This window comes from Streptomyces sp. A0642 (assembly GCF_004795105.1).
In the GTDB taxonomy this organism is placed as follows: Bacteria; Actinomycetota; Actinomycetes; order Streptomycetales; family Streptomycetaceae; genus Streptomyces.
In genome coordinates, this window is record NZ_SSBL01000028.1 from 23,450 (window position 1) to 47,032 (window position 23,583).

The 23,583-nt window shown below is 71.9% G+C and carries 16 protein-coding genes; 7 read left to right on the plus strand and 9 right to left on the minus strand.

What is annotated here, in order from left to right; all coding sequences use genetic code 11:
* Positions 1 to 41 precede the first annotated feature (41 nt).
* Entirely contained in the window at positions 42 to 959 is a 918-nt protein-coding gene (gene ftsX / locus E6R60_RS31050) for a permease-like cell division protein FtsX (RefSeq protein WP_136330036.1), read from the minus strand.
* Between the two features lie 23 nt (positions 960 to 982).
* Positions 983 to 1,672, minus strand: a complete 690-nt coding sequence (gene ftsE / locus E6R60_RS31055; RefSeq protein WP_024489199.1) for a cell division ATP-binding protein FtsE — start codon at positions 1,670 to 1,672, stop codon at positions 983 to 985.
* A gap of 269 nt (positions 1,673 to 1,941) precedes the next feature.
* Between ftsE and E6R60_RS31060 the strand changes: the two genes are divergently transcribed.
* Positions 1,942 to 2,145 carry a hypothetical protein gene (locus E6R60_RS31060; RefSeq protein WP_136330037.1) on the plus strand — a complete coding sequence of 68 codons (204 nt, stop codon included), beginning with the start codon at positions 1,942 to 1,944 and terminating at the stop codon, positions 2,143 to 2,145.
* A gap of 104 nt (positions 2,146 to 2,249) precedes the next feature.
* Here the strand turns inward: E6R60_RS31060 and E6R60_RS31065 are convergent, their stop codons facing one another.
* Positions 2,250 to 3,089, minus strand: a complete 840-nt coding sequence (locus E6R60_RS31065) for a hypothetical protein (RefSeq protein ID WP_136330038.1) — start codon at positions 3,087 to 3,089, stop codon at positions 2,250 to 2,252.
* A gap of 413 nt (positions 3,090 to 3,502) precedes the next feature.
* On the opposite strand from E6R60_RS31065, the gene E6R60_RS31070 reads away from it, so the two are divergent.
* Positions 3,503 to 4,852 (plus strand): histidine-type phosphatase, encoded by a 1,350-nt coding sequence (locus tag E6R60_RS31070; RefSeq protein ID WP_136330039.1) that lies wholly within the window; start codon positions 3,503 to 3,505, stop codon positions 4,850 to 4,852.
* A 74-nt stretch (positions 4,853 to 4,926) separates the two neighbouring features.
* Here the strand turns inward: E6R60_RS31070 and prfB are convergent, their stop codons facing one another.
* From prfB to E6R60_RS31085, 3 genes are all read right to left on the minus strand, one after another.
* Complete coding sequence (prfB, locus tag E6R60_RS31075) at positions 4,927 to 6,033, minus strand: peptide chain release factor 2 (RefSeq protein WP_136330040.1); 1,107 nt, start codon at positions 6,031 to 6,033, stop codon at positions 4,927 to 4,929.
* Between the two features lie 92 nt (positions 6,034 to 6,125).
* Positions 6,126 to 7,379: a serine/threonine-protein kinase gene (locus E6R60_RS31080; RefSeq protein ID WP_136330041.1), complete on the minus strand. Its 1,254-nt coding sequence runs from the start codon at positions 7,377 to 7,379 to the stop codon at positions 6,126 to 6,128.
* 257 nt (positions 7,380 to 7,636) lie between these two features.
* Complete coding sequence (locus E6R60_RS31085) at positions 7,637 to 9,277, minus strand: serine/threonine-protein kinase (protein ID WP_136330042.1); 1,641 nt, start codon at positions 9,275 to 9,277, stop codon at positions 7,637 to 7,639.
* A gap of 621 nt (positions 9,278 to 9,898) precedes the next feature.
* On the opposite strand from E6R60_RS31085, the gene E6R60_RS31090 reads away from it, so the two are divergent.
* From E6R60_RS31090 to E6R60_RS31110, 5 genes are all read left to right on the plus strand, one after another.
* Positions 9,899 to 13,762 (plus strand): FtsK/SpoIIIE domain-containing protein, encoded by a 3,864-nt coding sequence (locus tag E6R60_RS31090; RefSeq protein ID WP_136330043.1) that lies wholly within the window; start codon positions 9,899 to 9,901, stop codon positions 13,760 to 13,762.
* A gap of 227 nt (positions 13,763 to 13,989) precedes the next feature.
* Positions 13,990 to 15,360: an ABC transporter substrate-binding protein gene (locus E6R60_RS31095; protein ID WP_206309561.1), complete on the plus strand. Its 1,371-nt coding sequence runs from the start codon at positions 13,990 to 13,992 to the stop codon at positions 15,358 to 15,360.
* 4 nt (positions 15,361 to 15,364) lie between these two features.
* Positions 15,365 to 16,825, plus strand: a complete 1,461-nt coding sequence (locus tag E6R60_RS31100) for a sugar ABC transporter permease (RefSeq protein WP_136330044.1) — start codon at positions 15,365 to 15,367, stop codon at positions 16,823 to 16,825.
* Entirely contained in the window at positions 16,822 to 17,745 is a 924-nt protein-coding gene (locus tag E6R60_RS31105) for a carbohydrate ABC transporter permease (protein WP_206309562.1), read from the plus strand. The genes E6R60_RS31100 and E6R60_RS31105 overlap by 4 nt, the downstream gene beginning before the upstream one ends.
* Positions 17,746 to 17,995: 250 nt before the next feature.
* Positions 17,996 to 20,155: a bifunctional glycosyltransferase family 2 protein/CDP-glycerol:glycerophosphate glycerophosphotransferase gene (locus E6R60_RS31110; RefSeq protein ID WP_136330045.1), complete on the plus strand. Its 2,160-nt coding sequence runs from the start codon at positions 17,996 to 17,998 to the stop codon at positions 20,153 to 20,155.
* 49 nt (positions 20,156 to 20,204) lie between these two features.
* Here E6R60_RS31110 and E6R60_RS31115 read toward each other — a convergent pair whose 3' ends face one another.
* From E6R60_RS31115 to E6R60_RS31125, 3 genes are all read right to left on the minus strand, one after another.
* Positions 20,205 to 20,579: a hypothetical protein gene (locus tag E6R60_RS31115; RefSeq protein ID WP_240802753.1), complete on the minus strand. Its 375-nt coding sequence runs from the start codon at positions 20,577 to 20,579 to the stop codon at positions 20,205 to 20,207.
* A gap of 70 nt (positions 20,580 to 20,649) precedes the next feature.
* The gene (locus E6R60_RS31120) at positions 20,650 to 22,164 is read right to left on the minus strand and encodes a bifunctional glycosyltransferase/class I SAM-dependent methyltransferase (RefSeq protein WP_136330046.1); all 1,515 of its coding nucleotides are present in this window, start codon (positions 22,162 to 22,164) and stop codon (positions 20,650 to 20,652) included.
* Between the two features lie 61 nt (positions 22,165 to 22,225).
* Complete coding sequence (locus E6R60_RS31125) at positions 22,226 to 23,467, minus strand: glycosyltransferase family 39 protein (RefSeq protein ID WP_240802754.1); 1,242 nt, start codon at positions 23,465 to 23,467, stop codon at positions 22,226 to 22,228.
* Positions 23,468 to 23,583: the final 116 nt, after the last annotated feature.

Genomic DNA, 23,583 nt, shown 5'->3' on the forward strand with positions numbered 1-23,583 from the left:
CGGCGCACGGCCCGTTGGCCGCGCGCCCCACGGGGCGCATGTCACACCTTGAGGTACTTGCGGAGCGCGAAGAGAGCGGCAACCGCGGGCATCAGCAGGCCGATCGCCAGGACCAGCGGGAGCTTGGTGAGCACGGCCTCCCAGCCGATGAAGTCGATCAGGTTCAGCTTGTCCTGGAGGGCGAGTCCGCCGTCGATCAGGAAGTAGCGCCCGGCCAGCAGCATCACGCAGGCCAGTACGCCGCCGATCAGGCCGGCGAACGCGGCCTCCATGATGAAGGGCATCTGGATGTAGAAGCCCGAGGCGCCGACGAGCCGCATGATGCCCGTCTCGCGCCTCCGGCTGAACGCGGACACCCTGACCGTGTTCACGATCAGCATCAGGGCGATGACGAGCATCAGCGCCATCACGAAGAGCGCGGCGACGTTCATGCCGTTCATCAGCCCGAAGAGGTTGTCCAGGATGCTTCTCTGGTCCTGGACGGACTGCACCCCGTCACGCCCGGCGAAGGCCGTGGCGACGACCTTGTACTTCGTGGGGTCGTGCAGCTTCACCCGGTAGGACTCCGGCATCTGGTCGGGCGTGATGTTGCCCGCCATCGGGGAGTCGCCGAACTCCTCCTGGTAGTGCTTGTACGCCTGGTCGGACGACTCGTAGATCACCGTGTCGACGACGTCCATCTTCTTGAGATCGGCCAGGATCTCCTTCTTCTGCGGCTCGGTGACCGCACCCTTGGCGCACTGGACCACCGTCTCCGCGTCACCCTTGCCGCAGAGGTAGATGGAGACGTTGACCTTGTCGTACCAGTAGTCCTTCATCGTGCTGACCTGCTCGCGCATGAGCAGCGCGCCACCGAACAGGGCGAGCGAGAGGGCGACGGAGACGACGACGGCGAAGGTCATCGTGAGGTTGCGACGGAGGCCGACGCCGATCTCCGACAGGACGAACTGGGCGCGCATGGCGTCCTTTCAGTGCTGGGTGCTCAGTGCTGGTAGCCGTAGACGCCGCGCGCCTGGTCGCGTACGAGACGGCCCTGCTCGAGCTCGATGACGCGTTTGCGCATCTGGTCGACGATGTTCTGGTCGTGGGTCGCCATGATCACGGTGGTCCCGGTCCGGTTGATCCGGTCCAGCAGCTTCATGATCCCGACCGAGGTCTGGGGGTCGAGGTTGCCGGTCGGCTCGTCCGCGATCAGCAGCATGGGCCGGTTGACGAAGGCCCGCGCGATCGCCACGCGCTGCTGCTCACCACCGGAGAGCTCGCCGGGCATCCGGTCCTCCTTGCCGCCGAGACCGACGAGGTCGAGGACCTGCGGGACCGCCTTGCGGATCTCGCCGCGCGGCTTGCCGATCACTTCCTGCGCGAACGCCACGTTCTCCGCGACGGTCTTGTTGGGAAGGAGGCGGAAGTCCTGGAACACCGTGCCCAGCTGGCGGCGCATGTGCGGCACCTTCCAGTTGGACATGCGCGCGAGGTCCTTGCCGAGGACGTGGACCATGCCCTGGCTGGCGCGCTCCTCGCGGAGGATGAGACGCATGAAGGTGGACTTGCCGGAGCCGGAGGAGCCCACCAGGAAGACGAACTCGCCCTTCTCGATATCGAGAGACACATCCCGTAGAGCGGGACGGCTCTGCTTCGGGTAGGTCTTGGAGACGTTGTCGAATCGGATCACGGATGCACCACGGTCGGCCGGGAGTAGGTGAGCGTGACCATACGCGAACCGGGCTCACGCGTGCAGGCACGCGTGCCGGGATGGGTGATTTACGGTGAAACGGCAGCGGCTCGGACGCGCACCGAACGGGGACGGACCGGGACGTATCCGGCGGGCCGTGCCGAATCCCGCGCGAGCTGGCACAGTGGTAGGGGGAACGGTTGCGTTTCCCTGAGCGTTGTGCGGAGAGACAGCTTGTGCGGCTCCGCCGCGCGGGAGGAGGAAAGCGCATGACCTATGACCGACTGGTGTGCGCGAACTGCGCGGCGCCCGTGAACGAGGGGCGCTGCCCCGTATGCCGGGCCAGCCGCGCGCGACTGGAGCAGCAGGAACAGGAGCAGGGCCCCTTCGCGGGGCTCAGCCCGGCGATGCTGGTGGCCCTGATGGTGGTGCTGCTGGCCGCGCTGGCCCTGCTGGCGCACCAGACGGTGTAGCCGGCCCTCCTCGTACGCCTTACGCGGAGACGCGGACAGGGGCCCCGGACGCCGATCGGCGTCCGGGGCCCCTGTCCGCGTACGTGGATGTACCGCTGCTGCCGTCAGGCGGCGGTGCGGCCGTTCACCAGGCGCGGGAGGATCCGGAAGCCGATGCCTCCGGCGATCATCGTCGCGGCGCCGACCAGCAGGAACGTGGTCTCGGCGGCACCGGTCTCGGCGAGCTCGTCCTTGCCCTTGCCCTGCTCGACCGGCTGGTTGCCGAGCGAGTCGGTGTCGGTGTTGTCCGAGTCGACGCACTCGGCGCCGTCGAGGGAGACGGTGCAGGTGCCGGTGTCGCCGGTGGAACCGCCGTTCGTCGCGGAACCGGTGGTCCCGTCGCCGCCACCAGCAGCGTTACCGCCACCACCGGCAGTGTTACCGCCGCCACCAGCGGCCGCGTCACCACCACCGGCAGCCGCGTCACCACCACCAGCGGCCGCATCGCCACCACCGGCAGCCGCGTCACCACCACCAGCGGCCGCATCGCCACCACCGGCAGCCGCGTCACCACCACCAGCGGCCGCGTCACCACCACCGGCAGCCGCGTCACCACCACCAGCGGCCGCGTCACCACCACCGGCAGCCGCGTCACCACCACCAGCGGCCGCGTCACCACCACCGGCAGCCGCATCGCCACCACCAGCGGCCGCATCGCCACCACCGGCAGCCGCATCGCCACCACCAGCGGCCGCATCGCCGCCACCAGCAGCCGCGTCACCGTCATCAGTAGTGATGCCGACGTTCAAACCGTCCTCGTTGGCCTCGGCGTTGACACCGATTCCGGCAACATCGACGCCGATGCCGACGGCCTGCGCCGCGCCCGCGACGGTCAGCGAGGCGCCCGCGGCAATGACCGCGCCCGCGGCTATCCGCGCGACGCGGACTCGCGTCTTCTTCGTCATGTGCTGCTACCCCCAGTAGCTGTTCTCGTCAATGGAGCAGCCATATGCGGGGCATGGCCCGGCGGGGTTTGCTCCGAACGTCGGCCCACGTCGTGCCGTGGCCATACCGCCCGCCCCCGATCACACCCGTCCCAGACATACGCATGCTGCCCCAGCACCCTGTCCAGAGTTAAGGACTACGTCAAGGCCGTTCTGCGCAATGTGCACCTCTTTGGGCAGAGTTGACCCTCATTCAGCGCCACGACTGTGACGCACTCAGCACGCCATCCACGCAACTCGCCGCGCCAACTCCCCTTGGGGCGAAGCCGGTTTCGGACCCCCGCCCGACTCCCTGCGGCCATGTCCGGTTCATCCGCAAGGATCATGATGCGGGCGTCCGACCGAACCGTCTCGTCCCGAACCCCGGTGAACCCATGCACAAGCGCACCGCCGCCCTCTCCCTGACGCTCGCTGTCTCCGCCCTGCTGCCGGCAACGCTGCCGGCGCAGGCCGCGTCGGGCTCCTCCGGCTCCTACGCCACCAAGACCCCGTACGCCCCTCAGCAGAACCCCCGGTCGTACGAGAAGGCCCCCCAGGGCTTCGTGCCGGTGTTCACCGAGAACGTCTCCCGCCACGGCTCCCGCGCGGCGTCGGACAGCGAGGACGGCGACCTGATCCTGGCCCTGTGGGAGAAGGCGCGGGCCGAGGGGCAGCTGACCCGTGCCGGTCAGCGGTTCGGCGGCGACACCAAGGCGCTGCTCGCCGCCATGGACAAGGTCGGTTACGGACAGCTCAGCGGGCGCGGCGTCCGCGAGATCCAGGACACCGCCGCCCGGCTGGAGAAGCGGCTCCCCGGGCTCTTCGAGCGGATCGCCGAGAAGTCCGAGCCGATCAACGTCACCAACTCCGGCAAGGACCGCGCCGTCGACAGCGGGACCCTGTTCGCCGCTGCCCTCGCCGAGAGCGACCCGGCCCTGGCACCGCTGATCACACCGGCCAGGACCGATGCGGACCTGCTCTACTTCCACAAGTCGGCCGGCGGGGCGGAGTACCGGGACTACATCAAGAACGACAAGCGGCTCGCCGCCACGCTCGACGCCCTCACCGACCAGCCGGCCTCGCACGCGGCGGCCCGCAGCGTACTGAAGAAGATCTTCAAGCCGGCCTTCGTCGAACGGATCACGGCGGGCGAGTTCTCCGCGATCGGCACCGAGATCGAGGCCGCGCAGGCGGTGTACGCCCTCTACAGCATCGCCCCGGCGATGGCCGACGAGGGCGACTGGCACATGAAGCGCTACATCGCGCCCCGTGACGCACGGTGGTTCGCGTACCTCAGCGACGCCGAGGACTTCTACGAGAAGGGGCCGGGCTTCGCCGACAGCGACATCACGTACAGGATGGCGAACGTCCTGCTCGACGACTTCTTCACGAAGATCGACGCCAAGCGGGACGGGACCAGCGACGCGGGTGCGGAACTGCGGTTCACGCACGCGGAGGAGATCATCCCGCTGGCCGCCCTGATGGGCCTGCCCGGCAGCACGAAGCCCGTGTCGGAGGCCCGGCCCTACACGTACGGCGACAACCCGTGGCGTGGTGAGTCGGTGGCGCCCATGGCCACGAACATCCAGTGGGACCTGTTCCGGAACGGGAACACGTACCTGGTGCGGATGCTCTACAACGAGAAGCAGACCGCCTTCAAGAAGGGCTGCGAGCCGGTGGCGAAGGGCAGCTACTACTACGAGGTCGACGAACTGAAGCGGTGCCTGGGCCGTACCGCTTCCTGACCCAGCCGGGTACGAAAACGGGCGTGGGAGCCGCGGCTCCCACGCCCGTCCTTGCTTGCGCCCCGTTCGCGGGACTACTTCTCGCTCTGCTTGCGCCAGCGGATGCCGGCCTCGATGAAGCCGTCGATCTCGCCGTTGAAGACGGCTTCGGGGTTGCCCATCTCGAAGTCCGTACGCAGGTCCTTGACCATCTGGTACGGGTGCAGGACGTACGAGCGCATCTGGTTGCCCCAGGAGTTGCCGCCGTCGCCCTTGAGCGCGTTCATCTTCGCCTGCTCCTCCTGCCGGCGGCGCTCAAGGAGCTTCGCCTGGAGGACGTTCATCGCGGACGCCTTGTTCTGGATCTGCGAGCGCTCGTTCTGGCAGGAGACGACGATGCCGGTCGCCAGGTGGGTCAGGCGCACCGCGGAGTCCGTGGTGTTGACGCCCTGGCCGCCGGGGCCCGAGGAGCGGTACACGTCGACGCGCAGCTCGGACTCGTCGATCTCGATGTGGTCGGTCTGCTCGACCACCGGCAGCACCTCGACGCCCGCGAAGGACGTCTGGCGGCGGCCCTGGTTGTCGAAGGGCGAGATCCGCACGAGGCGGTGTGTGCCCTGCTCGACGGAGAGCGTGCCGTAGGCGTACGGCACCTCGACGGCGAAGGTGGTCGACTTGATGCCGGCCTCTTCGGCGTACGCCGTCTCGTAGACCTCGGTCTTGTAGTTGTGCCGCTCGGCCCAGCGGAGGTACATGCGCTGGAGCTTCTCGGCGAAGTCCGCGGCGTCCACGCCGCCGGCCTCGGCCCGGATGGTGACGAGCGCCTCGCGCGCGTCGTACTCACCCGAGAGGAGCGTGCGGACCTCCATCTCGTCCAGCGCCTTGCGGACGGACACCAGCTCGGCCTCGGCCTCGGCGAGCGCGTCGGCGTCGGCCTCGTCCTCGGCGAGCTCGAACATGACCCCGAGGTCGTCGATCCGGCCGCGGAGGGCCTCGGTCTTGCGGACCTCGGCCTGGAGGTGCGAAAGCTTGCTGGTGATCTTCTGCGCCGCGTCCGGGTCGTCCCAGAGGGACGGCGCCGCCGCCTGCTCCTCGAGTACGGCGATGTCACCCCTCAGCGCATCCAGGTCCAGGACGGCCTCGATCGACCCCATGGTCGAGGAGAGGGACTTCAGCTCTTCGGAAATATCGACGACTGCCACGGGTCCAGCGTAACGGCTGTCGGCGCGGGCGTTCCTCGGACGTCTTGATCACGATCGTGTGCGGCCCGGCGCCACCCCTATCCGGACCCGCGCTACGGGGCCGTCGGCGCCGAGTTCTTCGTGTCGTGGGGGGACGCGGGGCCCGTGTCGCCGTCGCTCAGGGCGAACCAGCCGCCGACGCCGAGGCCCGCGACCAGGATCAGGGCCGCGGCGCCGAGGGTGAGGCGCCGTTTACGGATGGCGGCGGACTTGTTGCGGGCCGAGCCGGGGCGGGGTCTGCCCGGGGCGCGGGGGGCGCGGGCGGTGCCGCGGGGGCCGCCGGAGAGTTCGTCGGGTGCCGGGACGCGCATGCTCGTGTGGGTGTCCCGGTTGGAGTCGGGGGACGAGCCGGGGACCAGCGGGACCGCGCCGCGGCGGCGGGGCTCCTCGCCGGCCGGGGTGTACTGCTGCTCGTCGTAGGCCTGGGCGTGGGAATCGGACTCGGACTCGTCGTCCGGTTCGTCCACGTCCAGCGGCGGTATGCCGGCCAGGTGCGGGAGCTGCTCGCGCAGCCGGGCCGCCAGCTCGGAGGCGCGCAGCCGGGAGGCCGGGGCCTTGGCCAGGCACTGGACCAGCAGCTGCCAGAGCTCCTCGGGGATGCCGGGCAGCGGGACGACGGTCTCGGTGACGTGACGGCGCAGGACGGCGCCGGGGTGGCCGCCGCCGAAGGGCGTGAAGCCCGCGAGGAGCTCGTACAGCACCGTCGCCAGGGCGTAGATGTCGACGGCGGCGCGGGGCGGGAGTCCCTCGACGATCTCGGGGGCCAGATAGTCCGGCGTGCCGATGATCTTGGTGGCCTTGGTGCGGCGGGGGGTGTCGATCAGCTTGGCCACGCCGAAGTCGGTGAGCAGCGCGGGGTGGGAGTTGCCGGGGCCGAGCGGGCCCTCCATGTCGAGCAGGATGTTCTCCGGCTTGACGTCGCGGTGGACCACCCCGGCGGCGTGCGCCGCGGCGAGGCCGTCGGCGACGTCCGCGACGATCGCGACGGCGGCCTCGGGGGCCAGCCGGCGCTCGCGGTCGAGCCGGGTGCGCAGGTCCGTGCCCCGGACCAGGTTCATCACCAGGGCCAGGTCGTTGCCGTCCACCACGAGGTCGCGGACAGCGACGACGTGCGGATGGTCGAGCCCGAGCAGGGCGGTGCGCTCCTGGACGAAGCGGCCCACCAGTTCCTGGTCGGACGCGAGGTCCTCGCGCAGCAGCTTGATGGCGACGGGCCCCTCGGGGCCGTCGCCGAGCCACACCGTGCCGGCGCTGCCGCGCCCCAGAATCTGGTGGGCGGTGTACCGGCTGCCGATATTCCGTGCCAAGACTGCTCCCTCAGCGGCTGGCGATGGACCGTCGCACAACAACCCCCGGTCGACAAAGCTACGCGGCCATCGGGGGGTCGCGTGCCCTGGATGGCGCCAACCTTCACTTCTGCGGGCGAATTGCCGCGGAATTGGCCCCCGGAAGTCGACATAGCTACAGAGTCCGGTCGGCGCCCGGTATCCGGGGCGGGTGTCCGGTCAGCCGGCCGGGGCGCGGCCGGTCGGTCGTCCGGGCCGGTGACCGGTCCGTCGTCCGGTCAGTTCCCGCTGCCGCCGCTGCCGCCGCTGTCGCCGATCTTCGAGATCCAGCCGGTGACGGTGTCGAAGGCGTCGGTGATCGCGTGCCAGTAGCTCTGCCCCTGGCCGATCCAGTCCTTCAGCGGGGTCAGCTCCCAGATCAGCCAGCTCGCGACGAAGAGCAGAACCAGCGTGAACAGACAGCCCTTCAGACAGCCGAGGCCGGGGATCTTCATCGGGTTGGCGCTGCGCTGCCTCGGCTCCCTGGGCGGGCGCTGAGCCGGCTGCTGGGGCTGCTGCGGCGGCGCGTACTGCTGACGCTGCGGCTGGTACTGCTGTTGCTGAGGGTGGGGCTGGTACTGCTGGGGCTGCTGGCGGTACTGCGGCTGCTGTTGCTGCTGCTGCGGGTACTGCTGCTGGCGGCGCGGCGGCTGCTGCGGCTGCTGGCGCTGGGGGCGGCGGCGCAGCGGGTCCTGGCTCGGGTCGAGGTACTGGACCTGCGTCTGCTCGTTGCGGTCGCGGGCGGCCTGGAGCTGGGACTGCCACGGGTGCGGTCCGTCGGGCTGCGGTTCCCCCTCGGGGCGCGGCGGGACGGGCGGCATGACGGCGGTCGGGTCGGCGTGACCGCCACCCGGCCCGGCGTTGTGCTGCAGCACGCTGGTGGCCGCGTTCGGGTCGTACGAGCCGGCGTTGCTCGGCAGCACCTGCGTCGGGTCGGCCGCTCCGGGCGTCTCCGGCACGGCGGTGGGCGCCGGGTCGGGCGCGAGCAGGGCGCCCACTCCGTCGGCGGCCGCGATCTGCGCGGAGTTCGCGTGCACGCCGATCCCGGCGGCGACGGTACGCAGCGCACGGGCGAGGTTCTCGGCGCTGGGCCGGCGGTCCGGGTCCTTGCTCAGGCAGCGCTCTATCACCGTCCACAGCGGGGCGGGGACGGTGCTGGGGCGGCGGGGCTCCTCGCTGAGGTGCCGGTGCAGGACCTCGAGCGCGGTGCCGCCGGCGAACGGCGGACGGCCGGTGACCAGCTCGTACAGCAGGATTCCGGCGCCGTAGATGTCCACGGCGGAGGTCTGCGGGCGGCCCTCGGCCGACTCGGGCGCCACATAGGCCGGTGTCCCCACGAACTCATGGGTGCGGGTCAGGCCCGGGGAGTCGGCGAGACGGGCGATGCCGAAGTCGGTGAGCATGGGATGCATCTGGCCGTCGCGCTCGTCGAGCAGCACGTTGGCGGGCTTCAGGTCGCGGTGGACGACGCCGTCGGCATGGCTGGCGGCGAGCGCGTCCGCGATCTGCGCGGTGAGCAGCGAGGCGGCGACCGGCGTGAGCGGGCCGTTGTCGCGGAGGTAGCGGTGCAGGTCGGGGCCGTCGACCAGGTCCATGACGAGGGCGAGGAGATCACCCTCCACGACCAGGTCGCGGGTGCGCACGATGTTCTCGTGCCTCAGCCGCAGAAGGACGGAGCGCTCGCGCAGGAACCGCATCACGACGTCCGCGTCGTTGGCGAGCTCCTCCTTGAGGACCTTGATCGCCACGGTCTCGCCGGGCTGGCCGGCGACGGCCGCCTCGGCGCCCGCGGTCTCACGCTGGCGGGCGCGCCAGACGGTGCCCGTGGCGCCGCGTCCGAGCGGCTCCTCGAGCAGGTACTTGCTGCCTACCGGCCGCACGTCATGCGCTCCCTGCTGGTCGTGGTGCTTGCGGTCCCCGGGATCCGCCCGGAGTTTCCGGCCCACTCTAGTGGGGCGGACGGGGTGGACGGCCGGGTCGGGCAGGTTACCTTTTTGTGCGCATTCCCCGTAATTTCCCCGAGGTGTACGGTCTGCCCGCCGCGATCCCCGGAGGATGCGGTCCGGTCGGCCGCGATCCCCGGAGGGTCACGGCCTGTCCACCGTCGGCCGCGCTCCCCGGCTGCGGAGGAAGACGCTCCTCCTGCGCGGATGGTTGCCGCGCCGGGATCAGGCGGCGCGGTTCCGGACCTCGCTCCCGAGCACGGTCCCTCGCGAGGTCCGGAGCGCTTCGGACGCGGGACGGACTTCTTCCGGGCGCCCGGGGAAACGGCCAAGCAGGCACTTTTGGGCGCACAGCAGACCTTTCAAGATCACTGAGCGGTGACCCCCGGGCGTGTTGTCAGTGGCAGGTGCGAGGATGCCTCCAGCACGGAACTGTGGGGTCGGGAGCTCTGCGGTACGTGACGAACCTGTACCGGACGACGCGTCCGTGCCGGGTGGGGGGAATCACAGGGCGTTCCCCCTGCCGGGCACCGCGCGCAGAAGGGACCGCTGACGGCGATGCAGATCCGGCTGACCGTCCTCGCGCCGCCCAGCGGCCAGACCCCGGCGCGCCCCTGCGACGTGCTGGTGACCGCCCCCGCGGGGACGGCTCTGGCCGCCGTGGCGTCCCATCTGGCCGCCTCCGTCTCCGGGCCCGAGGGCTCCCTGGGCAGCGGTGCGGTGGTGCTGTTCGCCGGACGGGAACGGCTCGACGCGCAGCGGTGCGCGCTCGGTGAGCCGCCCCTGGTGGACGGGGCGGTGCTCTCGCTCCAGGTGCCGGGCGAGGACGAGGCGCCGGACGACGCCGTCCCGGCCCAGCTGCACGTGATCGCGGGACCGGACGCGGGCGGGGTCCACCTGCTGCACGGCGGGCAGATCCGGATCGGCCGCTCGGCCGACGCCGACGTCCCGCTCGACGACCCGGACGTGTCCCGGCTGCACTGCGCGGTGACGGTCTCTCCGGAGGGCCGGGTCTCCGTGGCCGACCTCGGCTCCACCAACGGCACGTCACTGGACGGCGCGGACGTCCGCGACCGCCCGGTCCGGCTGAACCCCGGCGCACTCCTCCGGCTCGGCGAGTCCACGCTCCGGCTCACGTCCGGCGCCCGGACGCCGACCCTCGAGACGGCGCCGGACGGCGAGGGCCACCTGCGGGTGGCCAGGGCCCCGGCCGCCGACCCGGTGGCCCCCGACCACGGCTACGGACCCGCGTACGGCGAACCGGAGGAGTACGCCGGGCCGGACGCCGCCCAGGAACACGAGCGCTCGGCGGACCCCGATGGAGGGCACCCCGCACGGCCGCACACGGGGTACGGGCGTACCGGCCGGCCGGCGGACGACGGCGCGCCCCGGCGCGGCGGCATAGGCGCCTGGGCCCGACGGCTCGCGGGCGGCAAGGCCGATCCCGTTCACGAGAGCGCGCCCGTCGAGCCCGGCCCCCCGGCCCCCGCCCCGACGTTCACCGCGCTGCCGACCGCCCCCGAGGGCACCTGGCCGGATCCGGCCTCCGTCCTGCTGACCGCGCTCGGCCCCGGCCCCCGGCTGTGGGAACGCGACACCGCGCACCCGGAGGCGCTGGTGGTCCGGCTGGGCACCACCGAGCGGGCCGACCTGCCCGCCGTGCCGGTGACGGTGGGGCTGCGGGAGGCCGGTTCGCTCGGCCTGGCCGGCCCGAGGGAGCGGCTGGTGGGACTCGCCCGCTCCGCCGTGGCCCAGCTGGCCGCGCTGCACTCCCCCGCCGACCTGGAGATCGTGCTGATCAGCGCGGACCGGGCGCGCGGGACGGACGAGCGGCGCCGCGCATGGGCCTGGCTCGGCTGGCTGCCGCACCTGCGGCCGATGCACGGCCAGGACTGCCGGCTCCTCCTGGCGTACGACCGCGAGCAGGCCCTCGCCCGGACGACGGAGCTGGTGCGCCGCCTGGACGAGGGCCCGCTCGGCCCCGGCTGGGCGAGCGTCGATCCCGCTACGGTCGCCGAGGCCGCCCGTGCGTACGAGGGGCCGTTCACCGTGGTGGTCCTCGACGGGGACCCCGGCTCCGCGGTGCTGCGCGAGAACACCGCCCGGCTGGCCGCGGCCGGTGCGGCGGCGGGCATCCATCTGATCTGTCTGGCGGAGACCCCGGCCGCCACCCCCACCTCGCCGGTCGCCGCGACGTACGAGGCGGCCTGCCACGCCTCGATCGCGTTCCGGGAGTGCGGGGCCGTGGCCATGCTCAGCGGTGACGTGGCGACCGCCCTGCGGCTGCTGCGGACCGCGGGCGGCCGTGCGGCCGGACACGGCACGGTGGCGACGGCGGACGCGGTGTCGGCGCCCTGGGCGGAGCGGTTCGCCCGGTCCCTGGCGCCGCTGCGCGCCGAGGGATCGGCCGCGCTGCCGAGCCACCGCGCGGTGGTGGCGCTCCCGCCGTCCGCCCGGCTCCTGGACGAGCTGGGCCTGGCCCGTGCCACGCCGGCCTCGCTGATGGCCCGCTGGGCCTCGGCCGCGGACGCCCAGCCGGGGGCGACGGTCCGCGGCGTGGGCAGTTGGACAGGCGGTACGGGAACGGCCGCCGACGACGCCCGCGGTTCGGCCCGCACCGCCCACCCGGGCGTTCCCGGCCCCCGCGTGGGCACCCAGCGCACCCCCGCCGACCCGCCGCGGCCCACGGACGACGACCGCGCCCAGGGCTCCGGCCGCACGCCGTACCCGGAACCCGCCGGTTCCGGCCGCACCCCATACCCCCGCACGGCGGACGACCGCGACTCCGGCCGCACCCCGTACCCGGAAACCACCGGTTCCGGCCGCACCCCGTACCCCCGCACGGCGGACGACCGCGACTCCGGCCGCACCCCGTACCCCGAACCCGCCGGTTCCGGCCGCACGCCGTACCCCCGCAACAGCAACGAGACCCACGCGGGTGTGCCGCGCAGGGGCTCCGGCCGCGGTGACGCGTACGACGGCGCCGGTTCGGGCCGCACGCCCTACTCGGAGGCCCCGGGCTCGGGCCGCACGCCCTACCCCGACAGCAGGGGCTCGGGCCGCACGCCCTACCCGGACGCCGCCGACGCCCCGCGCTCGGCCCGCACCCCTCACCCGCGCACGGGGGCGCAGCGTTACGACGCAGCGGCAGGGGACACGCGCAGTTCCCGCACCCTGCCGGGTTCCGACACCCGTTCCTGGGACGGGGCCGCAGACGTTCAGGGCGCCGAGAGTCTGCGTACCGCCGGATCGGGGCGCTCCGCGAACCGGGTCAGCGGCCCGCGCCAGGGTGACGCCCCCCAGGTCGCCGCGCGCGGCGCCGAGTCCGCGGCCGGCACGCCGGCCGGAACGGCCGCGATGGCCGCCCCGGCCGCATCGGCCGGTGCCGCCGGGCGGCCCGTCATCGTGCTCGGGGCCGGGCCCCGGGGCCCGGTGAGTGTGGATCTCGCCGAGGAGGGGCCGCACCTGCTCATCGAGGGACCGGCCGGCAGTGGCCGTACGGAACTGCTGCGCGCGCTCGCCGCCTCGCTGGCCGCCGCCGACCGGCCGGACCGGCTCGGCCTCCTGCTGGTCGACGGGGCGGGCGGGGAGCGCGGCGAGAGTCTGGGCCCCTGCACCGAGCTCCCGCACGCGTTCACGCACCTGGTGGCCTCCGATCCGGTCCGGATGCGGGAGTTCGCCCAGGCGCTGGGCGCCGAGCTGAAGCGGCGGGCCGAGCTGCTGGGCGGGCTGGACTTCGCCGACTGGCACAGCCGGTACGCGGTGGCGCAGCGGATGGTCGCGCAGCGTCCCCCCGGCCCGTCCGAGCAGCGCGGTGACATCGACTCCACGATGAGCGGCACCCTGCGACTGCGGCCCGCCGCCGCGCGGGCGGCGGACCCGGGTCCCTCGCCACTGCCCCGGCTCGTCGTGCTCGTGGACGACTTCGACGCGCTGATCGCCCCGGCGCTGGGCAGTCCGGGGCGGCCCGCCGCCGGTTCCGTCGTACGGGCGCTGGAGGCCGTCGCCCGGGACGGCGGCCGGCTCGGTGTCCACCTCGTCGCGGCGTCCGCCCGCCCGGACCGCACGGAGGACACCGAACTGGCCCGCGGGGCGCGGCTGCGCGTCGTTCTGGACCCGCCCGCGGTGCCGCCCTCGCCGGACGAGCCCGCGCCGGGCCGTGGGCGGCTGGGCCATCCCGACGGGAGGGTGACGCCGTTCCAGGGCGGCCGGGTGACCGGCCGCATCCCGCGTACGGCGACGCTGCGTCCGACGGTCGTCCCGCTGGAGTGGGAGCGGATGGGCGATCCGCCCACCCGTCGCCCGGTCCGCGAGCTGGGCAACGGGCCGACGGACCTGGCGCTGCTGGCCAGCGCGCTGGAGCGGGCGGCCCGTTCGGTCAACGCCCAACCGCTGCCTCCGCTGGCGCCCGCGCACCACTGAGGGACGGTGGGCCCCTCAGCCGGCCCCCCGCCTTCCCGCTGCCCCTACCCACGATGACCACACGTCACGAGCCCATCACGATCACGGAGTTGAGCCCGGCGGCGGTATTGCGGCACCCGGACGCCGGGCGTAGGACTGTGCGCACAGGACGACGTGACAGGGAGCGGCACCGTCGGAAGTCCGGCCGGCGCCGCTCCGTGCACGCGCACAGCAGAGACGGGGCAGGAATGCGCACAACTCTTCGGATTCGCCGGGCCGCCTTGGTGCTCACCGCCATCGGCGCACTGGCCCTCACGGGCTGCGGCGACGACGGTGACGGCGGAAAGAAGTCGACGGACGGGGGCGGCCCGTCCAAGGGAACGGACACCACGCCGAGCGTCGCCTTACCGAAACTGGACGGCGAGAAGATCTCGGTCGCCGCGGTGTGGACCGGGCCCGAGCAGGCCAACTTCGTCAAGGTCCTCAAGGAGTTCGAGAAGCGTACGGGCGCGACGGTGACGTTCGTCCCGGCGCAGGACCCGATCGTCAACTTCCTCGGTACGAAGATCGCGGGCGGCCAGCCGCCGGACGTCGCGATGATCCCGCAGGTCGGCGCCATCAAGCAGGCCGTCGAGAAGAAGTGGGCCAAGCCGGTCGGAGCCGAGGCGAAGGCCCAGCTCGCCAAGAACTACTCCCAGGTCTGGCAGGACCTCGGCGCGGTGGACGGCACGCAGTACGGCGTGTACTTCAAGGCCGCCAACAAGTCCCTGATCTGGTACAACACCGAGGCGTTCGAAAACGCGGGCGCGAGCGAGCCGAAGACCTGGAAGGACTTCCTGGCGACCGCGGAGACCGTGTCCGCGTCCGGCGTCACCCCGGTCTCGGTCGGCGGCGCGGACGGCTGGACGCTCACCGACTGGTTCGAGAACGTCTACCTCTCCCAGGCGGGCCCGGAGAAGTACGACCAGCTGGCCCAGCACAAGATCAAGTGGACGGACCCGTCCGTCAAGGACGCCCTGACCACGCTGGCGCAGCTGTTCGGGAAGCCGTCCCTGATCGCCGGCGGCGCCGACGGCGCGCTGCAGACGGAGTTCCCCGCGTCGGTCACCCAGACCTTCACCGGCGGTGCCCAGCCCAAGGGGGCCATGGTCTTCGAAGGTGACTTCGTCGGCGTCAACATCGCGCAGACCAAGGCCAAGATCGGTACGGACGCCAAGGTGTTCCCGTTCCCCGCAGTCGGCGCCGAGTCGCCCGTGGTGACCGGCGGCGACGCGGCGGTGGCGCTGAAGGACAGCAAGGGCGCCCAGGCCCTGCTGACCTGGCTGGCCTCCACCGACGCGGCGAAGATCGCGGCCGAGCAGGGCGGGTTCATCTCGCCGAACAAGGGCCTGGACCCGGCCGCGTATCCGAACGAGGTGCAGCGCACGATGGCGAAGGCGCTGGTCGCGGCCGGTGACGCCGTCCGGTTCGACATGTCGGACCAGGCTCCGCAGTCGTTCGGCGGGACGCCCGGCAAGGGCGAGTGGAAGACCCTCCAGGACTTCCTGAAGAACCCGAAGGACATCGCGGGGACCCAGGCGAAACTGGAGTCCGACGCGGCCAAGGCGTACAAGAGCTGACGCGATGACGACAGCCGCAGCGGGGGGCGCCGACGAGGCGCTCCCCGCCGACAACCAGCAGCCCGGCGGGGCGTCCGCACCCGCCGGCACGCAACGGTCCGGCGGGGCTCCCGTCCCCGCCCCCAGGGGGCCGGCTTCCGGCAGGCCGTCCCTCGGCCGAGGGCCCGGCCGCGGAAGCGTGACCGGCACCCGCAGGGTCATCGCGGCGCTGTTCCTGCTGCCCGCGCTGGTCCTGCTCGGCGCGCTCGTGGTGTATCCGATCGTGTACTCCGTCTACCGGTCGTTCTTCGACCAGGCGGGCACCGGATTCGCCGGCTTCGACAACTACAAGGCGCTGTTCACGGACGACACGATCCGCACGGCGGTCAAGAACAACGCGGTCTGGGTGGTCTTCGCGCCGACCATATCGACCGCGCTCGGGCTGATCTTCGCGGTGCTGACGGAACGGATCCGCTGGGGCACGGCGTTCAAGCTGATCGTCTTCATGCCGATGGCGATCTCGATGCTCGCCGCCGGCATCATCTTCCGGCTGGTGTACGACCAGGCACCGGAGCGCGGGGTCGCCAACGCCGTCTGGGTGGGCGTGCACGACACGTTCGCCGAGTCGGCGGGCTTCCCCAAGGCGCATCCGCTGCCCGTCGCTCCGCTCAAGGCGGCGGGCGGCGGCTCCTTCGTGACGAAGACGCCGGTACGGGCCGGGGAGCCGGTCCAGTTGCCGCTGGTCGGCGTGCTGCCCGCGAAGATGCCCACCGACGCGGAGCCGGCCCGGCCCCCCGCGCCGGCCGGTGACGGGAAGATCACCGGCACCGCGTGGCTGGACTTCACCAAGGGCGGCGGGGGAAAACCCAACGTCATCGACGCCAAGGAGCTCGGGCTCAAGGGCATCAAGGTGGAAGCCGTCAAGGACGGTGAGGTGGTCGCGTCCGCAACGGCGGGCGCCGACGGGGTGTTCACCCTGCCCGCCTCGGCGGAGGGCGCCGAACTGCGGCTTCCCGCGTCGAACTTCAAGGAGCCGTACAACGGGGTGGACTGGCTCGGCCCGTCGTTCGTGACGCCCGGCATCATCGGGAGTTACGTCTGGATGTGGGCGGGCTTCGCCATGGTGCTGATCGCGGCCGGCCTGGCGGGCCTGCCGCGCGAACTCCTGGAGGCGGCCCGGGTGGACGGGGCCAACGAGTGGCAGGTGTTCCGCCGGATCACCGTGCCGCTGCTCGCCCCGGTCCTCGCGGTGGTGCTGGTGACGCTGATGATCAACGTGCTGAAGATCTTCGACCTGGTGTTCATCATCGCTCCCGGTTCCTCTCAGGACGACGCGAACGTGCTGGCGCTCCAGCTCTACCGGTCCTCGTTCGGCACCGACGCGGACCTGGGGATCGGCAGCGCCATCGCCGTGCTCCTGCTGCTGCTGGTGATCCCGGTGATGCTCTTCAACATCAGGCGGATACGGAAGGAGGGGCGCCGATGACGACGCCCTCGGCCACGGCCGCCCCCGCCGGACGGGGCGACGCCCCGGGCACCGGTGCGGTGAAGGCGCGGCGTTCGCTCGGCGCGCGGCTCGCGGCCGCGGCCGGTGGCGGCGCGATGCGGGTCTTCCTCGTCCTGGTGGCCCTGTTCTGGCTGATGCCGACCATCGGTCTGATGCTGTCCTCGCTGCGCAGCGCGGACCGGATCGCGGCCACCGGCTGGTGGAAGGTCTTCACCGTCCCCTCGGAGCTGACCTTCGACAACTACTCGCGGCTGCTGGACAATTCGACGATCACCGATTCCCTGTTCAGCACCGTCATGATCACCGTGCCCTCGACGGTCCTGGTCGTGGTGATCGGCTCGCTCGCCGGATACGCCTTCGCCTGGATGGAGTTCCCGGGCCGCGACTGGTGGTTCCTGCTGGTCGTGGGGCTGCTGGTGGTCCCGGTGCAGGTCGCCCTGATCCCGGTCTCCAAGCTCTTCGGCGCGGTCGGGATCTTCGAGACGACGTTCGGGGTGATCATCTTCCACACGGCCTTCGGGCTGCCGTTCGCCATCTTCCTGCTGCGCAACTTCTTCGCGGAGATCCCGCGGGAGCTGCTGGAGGCGGCACGGCTCGACGGGGCGGGCGAGATCCGGCTCTTCACCCGGGTCGTGATGCCCCTGGGCGGCCCGGCGATCGCCTCGCTCGGGATCTTCCAGTTCCTCTGGGTGTGGAACGACATGCTGGTCGCGCTGATCTTCGCCGACTCCGGTTCGCCGCCGATCACCGTGGCCCTCCAGCAGCAGGTACGGCAGTTCGGCAACAACATCGACGTCCTGGCGCCCGGCGCCTTCGTGTCGATGGTGATTCCGCTCGCGGTGTTCTTCGCCTTCCAGCGCCAGTTCGTGTCCGGCGTGATGGCGGGCGCGGTCAAGTAACCCGAGGCCGGCACCGTGAAGTGACCGGCGCCTCGCGCGATCGCACACCCGCGCGTCAAGCAGGGGCAGTTCTGTTCACTCGAACAGGGCTGCCCCTGCCCGGCGTTTCGCGTGGTCCGCGTGGTCCGGCGTAACTCCGTCACTCCATCGGACGTTTACGCAGGTACCCGCCCTCACCGTCGGCGCGCGCGTCCCGACGCGCCGCGCCCGGTGCTGCTGCTCCGCACGCCGAGTCCGAGGAAGAGTCCGTATGCCCCGCCTGAGTGTCATCATCCCCGTCCGCCGCGCCCGGGGAAGTCTGCGCGCATGCCTGGAATCGGTGCTCTCCCAGTCGTTCACGGACATCGAGGTGATCGGCGTCGACGACGGGGCGCCGGACGGTTCGGGGCTGCTGCTCGACGAGTTCGCCGCCCGGGACGACCGGGTACAGGTCATCCACCTCCCGGACGGCGCCGGTCCGGACGGCTGCCGCAACGCCGGGGCCGAGCGGGCCCTCGGGGACTATCTGCTCTTCCTGGAGGCGCACTTCATCCTCCTGCCGGACGCGCTGGAAGCCGTCGCGGACCGGCTCGGGGCCGCGGGCGACCCCGATCTGCTGCTGTTCGGCCACCACAAGCGGCCGTTCCGCGGGCGCACCCGGCCCAGCAGGTCGCTGGAGCGGCTGGGCGAGCTCTCCGACGGCCCCCTGGCGGCGCCGGGACAGTCCGCGCTCCTCGACATCGCCCCGGTGCCCTGGAACCGGGCCGTACGCCGCGCCCTTCACGAGGGCGAGAAGCTGACCTTCGGACCCGGGCGGCACGGGGAGCGGATCTACGCCCTCCAGACCGTCGCCGCCGCCGAGTCCGTGGCCGTCCTGCCCCTCGCCTGCGTCGAGCACCGCCAGCAGCGCTACCTGCCGGGCCTCGACGACGACGCCACGCCGGAGGCGTCGCCCGCCGGACTCGTCGAGGCGTACGCGGGTCTGATGGAGTTCCTCCGCGAACGCCCCCGCCTGCTTCCGGTACAGCCGATGCTCTTCGAACGGGCCGTCCAGGAGCTGCTGTCCGGCTATCCGGCGGTGACGCGCCGGCGCAGGCGGTACGTACGCTCCGTCGCCGCCTTCCACCGGGCGTACCGGCCCGCCGGCCACCGCTTCCCGGGCGGCGCGCGCGGCCTGCGCCCCCGGCTGATCGGCGGCGGCCGGTACGCCGCGCTCGGCGCCCTGGACACGGCTCTGGCCGTGCGCCGCGGACTGCGGGCGGCGCCGGACGCGGTGCGGGACCGGGCCAAGCGCAGCCTGAGCAAGCGCTACTACTGGTGGCAGCGCAAACTCCCGCTGGACCGCGGGCTCGCCGTCTACGCCGCGTACTGGAACCGCGGGGTCAGCTGCAATCCCGAGGCCGTCTTCCGCAAGGCCCGGGAGCTGGCGCCGGGGGTGCGCGGGGTGTGGGTGGTCTCGAAGAACCAGGTGGACTCCGTGCCGGAGGGCATCGACTACGTGGTGCCCGGAACCCGCCGCTACTGGGCGACGATGGCCCGGGCCACGTACTTCTTCAACAACGTCAACTTCCCCGACCACGTGGTCAAGCGGCCCGGCCAGGTCCATGTGATGACGCACCACGGCACCCCGCTGAAGATCATGGGCATGGACCAGCAGGACTATCCGGCGGCGGCCCAGGGGCTCAACTTCGACCGCCTGCTCAAGCGGATCGACCGGTGGGACTGGAGCGTCTCCGCCAATCCGCACTCCACCGAGGTCTGGGCCCGCGCCTACCCGGGCGCCGCGCGGAGCCTGGAGACGGGGTACCCGCGCAACGACGTCCTCGCGTCGGCCACCGCCGAGCAGGTCCGGGCGGTCCGCGAGGGTCTCGGCATCCGGCCCGGGCAGCGCGCCCTGCTGTACGCGCCCACGCACCGCGACTACGAGTCCGCCTTCACCAGCCGCCTGGACCTGGAGCGGTTCTGCGAGGCGGTCGGCCCGGACACCGTGGTGCTGGTGCGGGCGCACTACTTCTACGGTGGCGCGGGGCTGCCCGCGAGCCCGTCGGTCATCGACGTCAGCGACCACCCGCGGATCGAGGACCTCTGCCTGGCGGCCGACGCGCTGATCACGGACTACTCGTCGGTGATGTTCGACTACGCGCACCTGAACCGCCCGATCGTGGTGCACGCCCCGGACTGGGAGACGTACCGCACGGTCCGCGGTGTCGTCTTCGACCTGCTGTCCGGCAGGCCCGGCGAGACCCCGGGGGCCGTGGCGACCACCACGGACGAGCTGGCACGGATCTTCGCTGACGGCAGCTGGGACAGCCCGGCCAGCAGGGAGCTCCTGGCGGCGTTCCGGGCCCGCTTCTGCCCGTACGACGACGGCCGGGCCGCCGAGCGCGTGGTGCGGCGGGTACTGCTGGGCGAGGAGCCGGAGACGGTCTGACCCGCACGTGCCGAGGGGCCCGCCGTGGCGGGCCCCTCGGCGTGCGGGCTCAGCGTTGCTGGCCCGCCATGACCGTGGCGAGGCCGATCACCACGAGCAGCGAGCCGCCCCAGGTCCACATCGAGGTCCGCTCGTGCAGCACCGTCGCCCCGGCGCCCACGATCAGCAGGTAGCCGAGGGCGTTGAACGGGTAGGCGATGGAGAGCGGCACCTTGGCCAGCGTCGACATCCAGGCGAGTGCCGACACGGCGAAGACCACCAGGCCGAGCACGACCCAGGGACTGGTGGCGGCGCGCATCGCGACGGAGCCGCCGTCCCGGCCCGCGGTGGCCGCGGCGCCCTTCATCCCGTGCTTGAGCATGATCTGACCGCCCGCCGACGAGAAGACGGCGAACAGCAGCAGGATCAGACTGGGGAGGGTCAAGGCCTTGCTCCTGTCTGCGGCGGCCCGTGGCTCGGCCGCCGGGGCGGGGGTGGGTTCGGGGATCGTCGCCTCAGACCGCGACGTTGTCGGCGGGGGCGTACGGTCGGTTGAGGATGTCCTGTACATCGACGTGCTCTCCAGCGATGATCGTCTCGGCCGCATGCGGGGTGAGCAGTGCGACGTGCTGATAGCCGAACAGCGTCGGCCGGATCCGGGTCAGCAGCCTCGACATCCCGCCGAGAACGGCGGCGAGCGGCCCGCGGCCCAGGAGCGACCAGAACGGCGCCCCGGTCGAGGCGATGTCCAGGACGTCGTAGCCCGCGGCGCGCACGGTGCGGCGCAGGCTGGCCCGGGTGAAGAAGCGAAGATGCGTTTCGTCGAGGATGCCGCGGCGGTCGTAGTCGAAGGCGCCGAGCGCGACCCGCAGCCGTGAGTACCAGTGGCTGAAGTTCGGTACGGAGAGCAGCACTTCGCCGCCCGGCCGCAGCACGGTGGCGACCTCGGAGAGCACCCGTTCGGGGCGGGAGAGGTGCTCGATGACGTCCCCGGCCACGACGTAGTCGAAGCCGGTGCCGATCCCGGCGGGGAGACCCTCCTCCAGGTTGGCGAGGTGGAAGTGGGTGCACTTGTCCCGCACCCCGGGCACCTCGACGTAGTCCACCCCGGTCACCTCGTGGCCGAGGGCTTCGAGGCGCTGCGCGAACAGCCCGCCGGAACAGCCGAGGTCCAGGACCCGGCCGGGCGGCATCTTCCGCATCTTCTCCAGGATGACGGCGTGCGAGGAGCCGTCGCCCTCCTTGAAGGCGTACTCCACGGGCTTGGGGATCCAGGCGCAGGTGCCGAACCCCTTCACCGCCAGCCGGTATTCGAGGACGTCCTTGATGACGTCCTTGGCGTACTTCATGCCGTTGACATAGCAGATCTCGTCGCCGTAGTACGTGGGGACCGGGATCTCCTTGATCCGCATTCCCGCGTTCAGCAGCTGGACGATGATCTGGGTGTCGAAGTCGAAGGCGTCCGTGTTCCGGTCGATGGGAAGCTTCTTCAGCGCCTCGACGCTGTAGGCGCGGTAGCCGGAGTGGAATTCGGTGAGCTCCGATCCGAGCAAACCATTCTCCAGCCGGGTGAGAATGCGGTTCCCCAGCCACTTGTACATCGGCATTCCGCCCTTGAGGGCGCTGCCGGACTTCATCATCCGCGATCCGAACACGGCTTCGCATTCGCCGCGTTCGATCGGCTCGACCATCTCGGGGAGGAATTCGGGGGCGTACTGTCCGTCGCCGTGCAGCAGCACGATGATGTCGAGTCCGTGCGCGGCGGCCAGCGCGTATCCGGCCTTCTGGTTGCCGCCGTATCCGAGGTTCTTGGTGTGCCGCATCACCACGGTCCGCGGCATTCCCTCGGCCTGCGACCAGCGGCAGCCCGCGGTGAAGGTCGCGTCGTGACTCGCGTCGTCGAGGATGAGGATCTCGTCGACCCGGGGCCGGAAGTCCTCCGGAATGCGGTCGAGGGTGTTCTCCAGCGTGGTCTCGGCGTTGTACGCGACCACCAGGATGCCGATCCTGGGGCTCGGGCTTTCCTTCACGGGCGTTCTCCAGTTGCGGTCGGTGCTGGGGTCGGGGAGAGGACGGGGGCGGGCGCCGCGGTCAGGTGACGGCGGACCCGGAGGGCTGGGAGGCGGGAGGGGCGGAGAGCCGCGCCTGCCCGGTGCGGCCGGCCGGGTCCCCGTCCGGCCGCGTGACGAGGAGGCGGTGGACGCCGGTGGCCAGTCCGGCCGCGAGGACGATCCAGCCGGCGGCGCCGATGTACAGCAACGGCTCGCTCCAGCGCACGGAGGAGCGTCCGCTGTAGCCGAGGACGGCGGTCAGGCCGAGCACGACGCTGTACGCGAGCCCCTCCGGGAGCCCGAGGACGAACATTCCGGCCGCCGCCCAGGTCAGGTACTGCAGGCCCGAGGCGGTCGACAGGAGCAGCAGCAGGCCGAGCGTGAAGGCGACCACGCCCGGGAGCTGCGCGGGCCTCAGCCAGGCGAGCCAGGCTCCGGCGGCCACGCACGGCAGGACGAAGAGGAGGTGGCCGTCGCCCTGCATGAAGGCGATGGCGGACTCCGGCAGGCCGAAGACGTCGGCGAAGCGGATCAGCCCCCAGAAGCGGTAGCTGCCGCCCGCGTACTCCAGCACGTTCCGCTGGAGGTCCTGCGGAACGGTCACCAGGACCGGCCCCCACACGAGCGCGAACACGGCGGCGAACCCGGCGGCGAAGCGGACCAGGACCGGCCGGCCGCCCCGCAGCGCGGCGACGAGCAGGGCCGGGATCACCACGACCGGGATGAACTTGACGCTGATCGAGAGCGCCGCGGCGGCTCCCGCGGCCAGCGGTGCCTTCCGGTCGGCCAGCAGATGGGCGGCGGCCAACGCGAACATGACGGCGACCGCGTCGGTGTTGCCGTGGTAGCCGGACGTGGCGATCAGCACCGGGCTGACGGCCACGCCCACCGCGCACAGCACCGCGGTGCGCGGCGAGGCGCGCCTGCGGACGATTTCGAACACCAGCAGGACACAGAAGAAGTCGGCGACCGACGCGGGCCACCTCATCAGCGTGGCGAACGAGATTCCCCAGTCCGAGAGGCTGTTCAGTCCGAGCAGCATCCAGCCGGCCAGCGGCGGGTGGTTGTAGACGGGAAGGCTGGGCAGCTGCTGCTCATAGATGCGAAGGGGTCCGTGTACGGCGATGGCCTCGGCGAATCCCTGGAAGAAGCGCACATCGGCGGGTCCCGGCACATTCGCCGCGATGAGCGTGCGCGTGAGAAGGCCGACCGCCGCGGCCACGAGTACAACGGCTCGGGCCCGTCGCACATCCCAGGTTTCGCACCACATTCGGATACCCATGAAAACAGAACGTAGCAACCCGGCGACGCCACGTAACGCACCGATGAACATACTTATCCGGTCCATGGCTCGGATTTCCTGCGCATCCGTGCGAGCGCCGCATTCCCCGAATCACT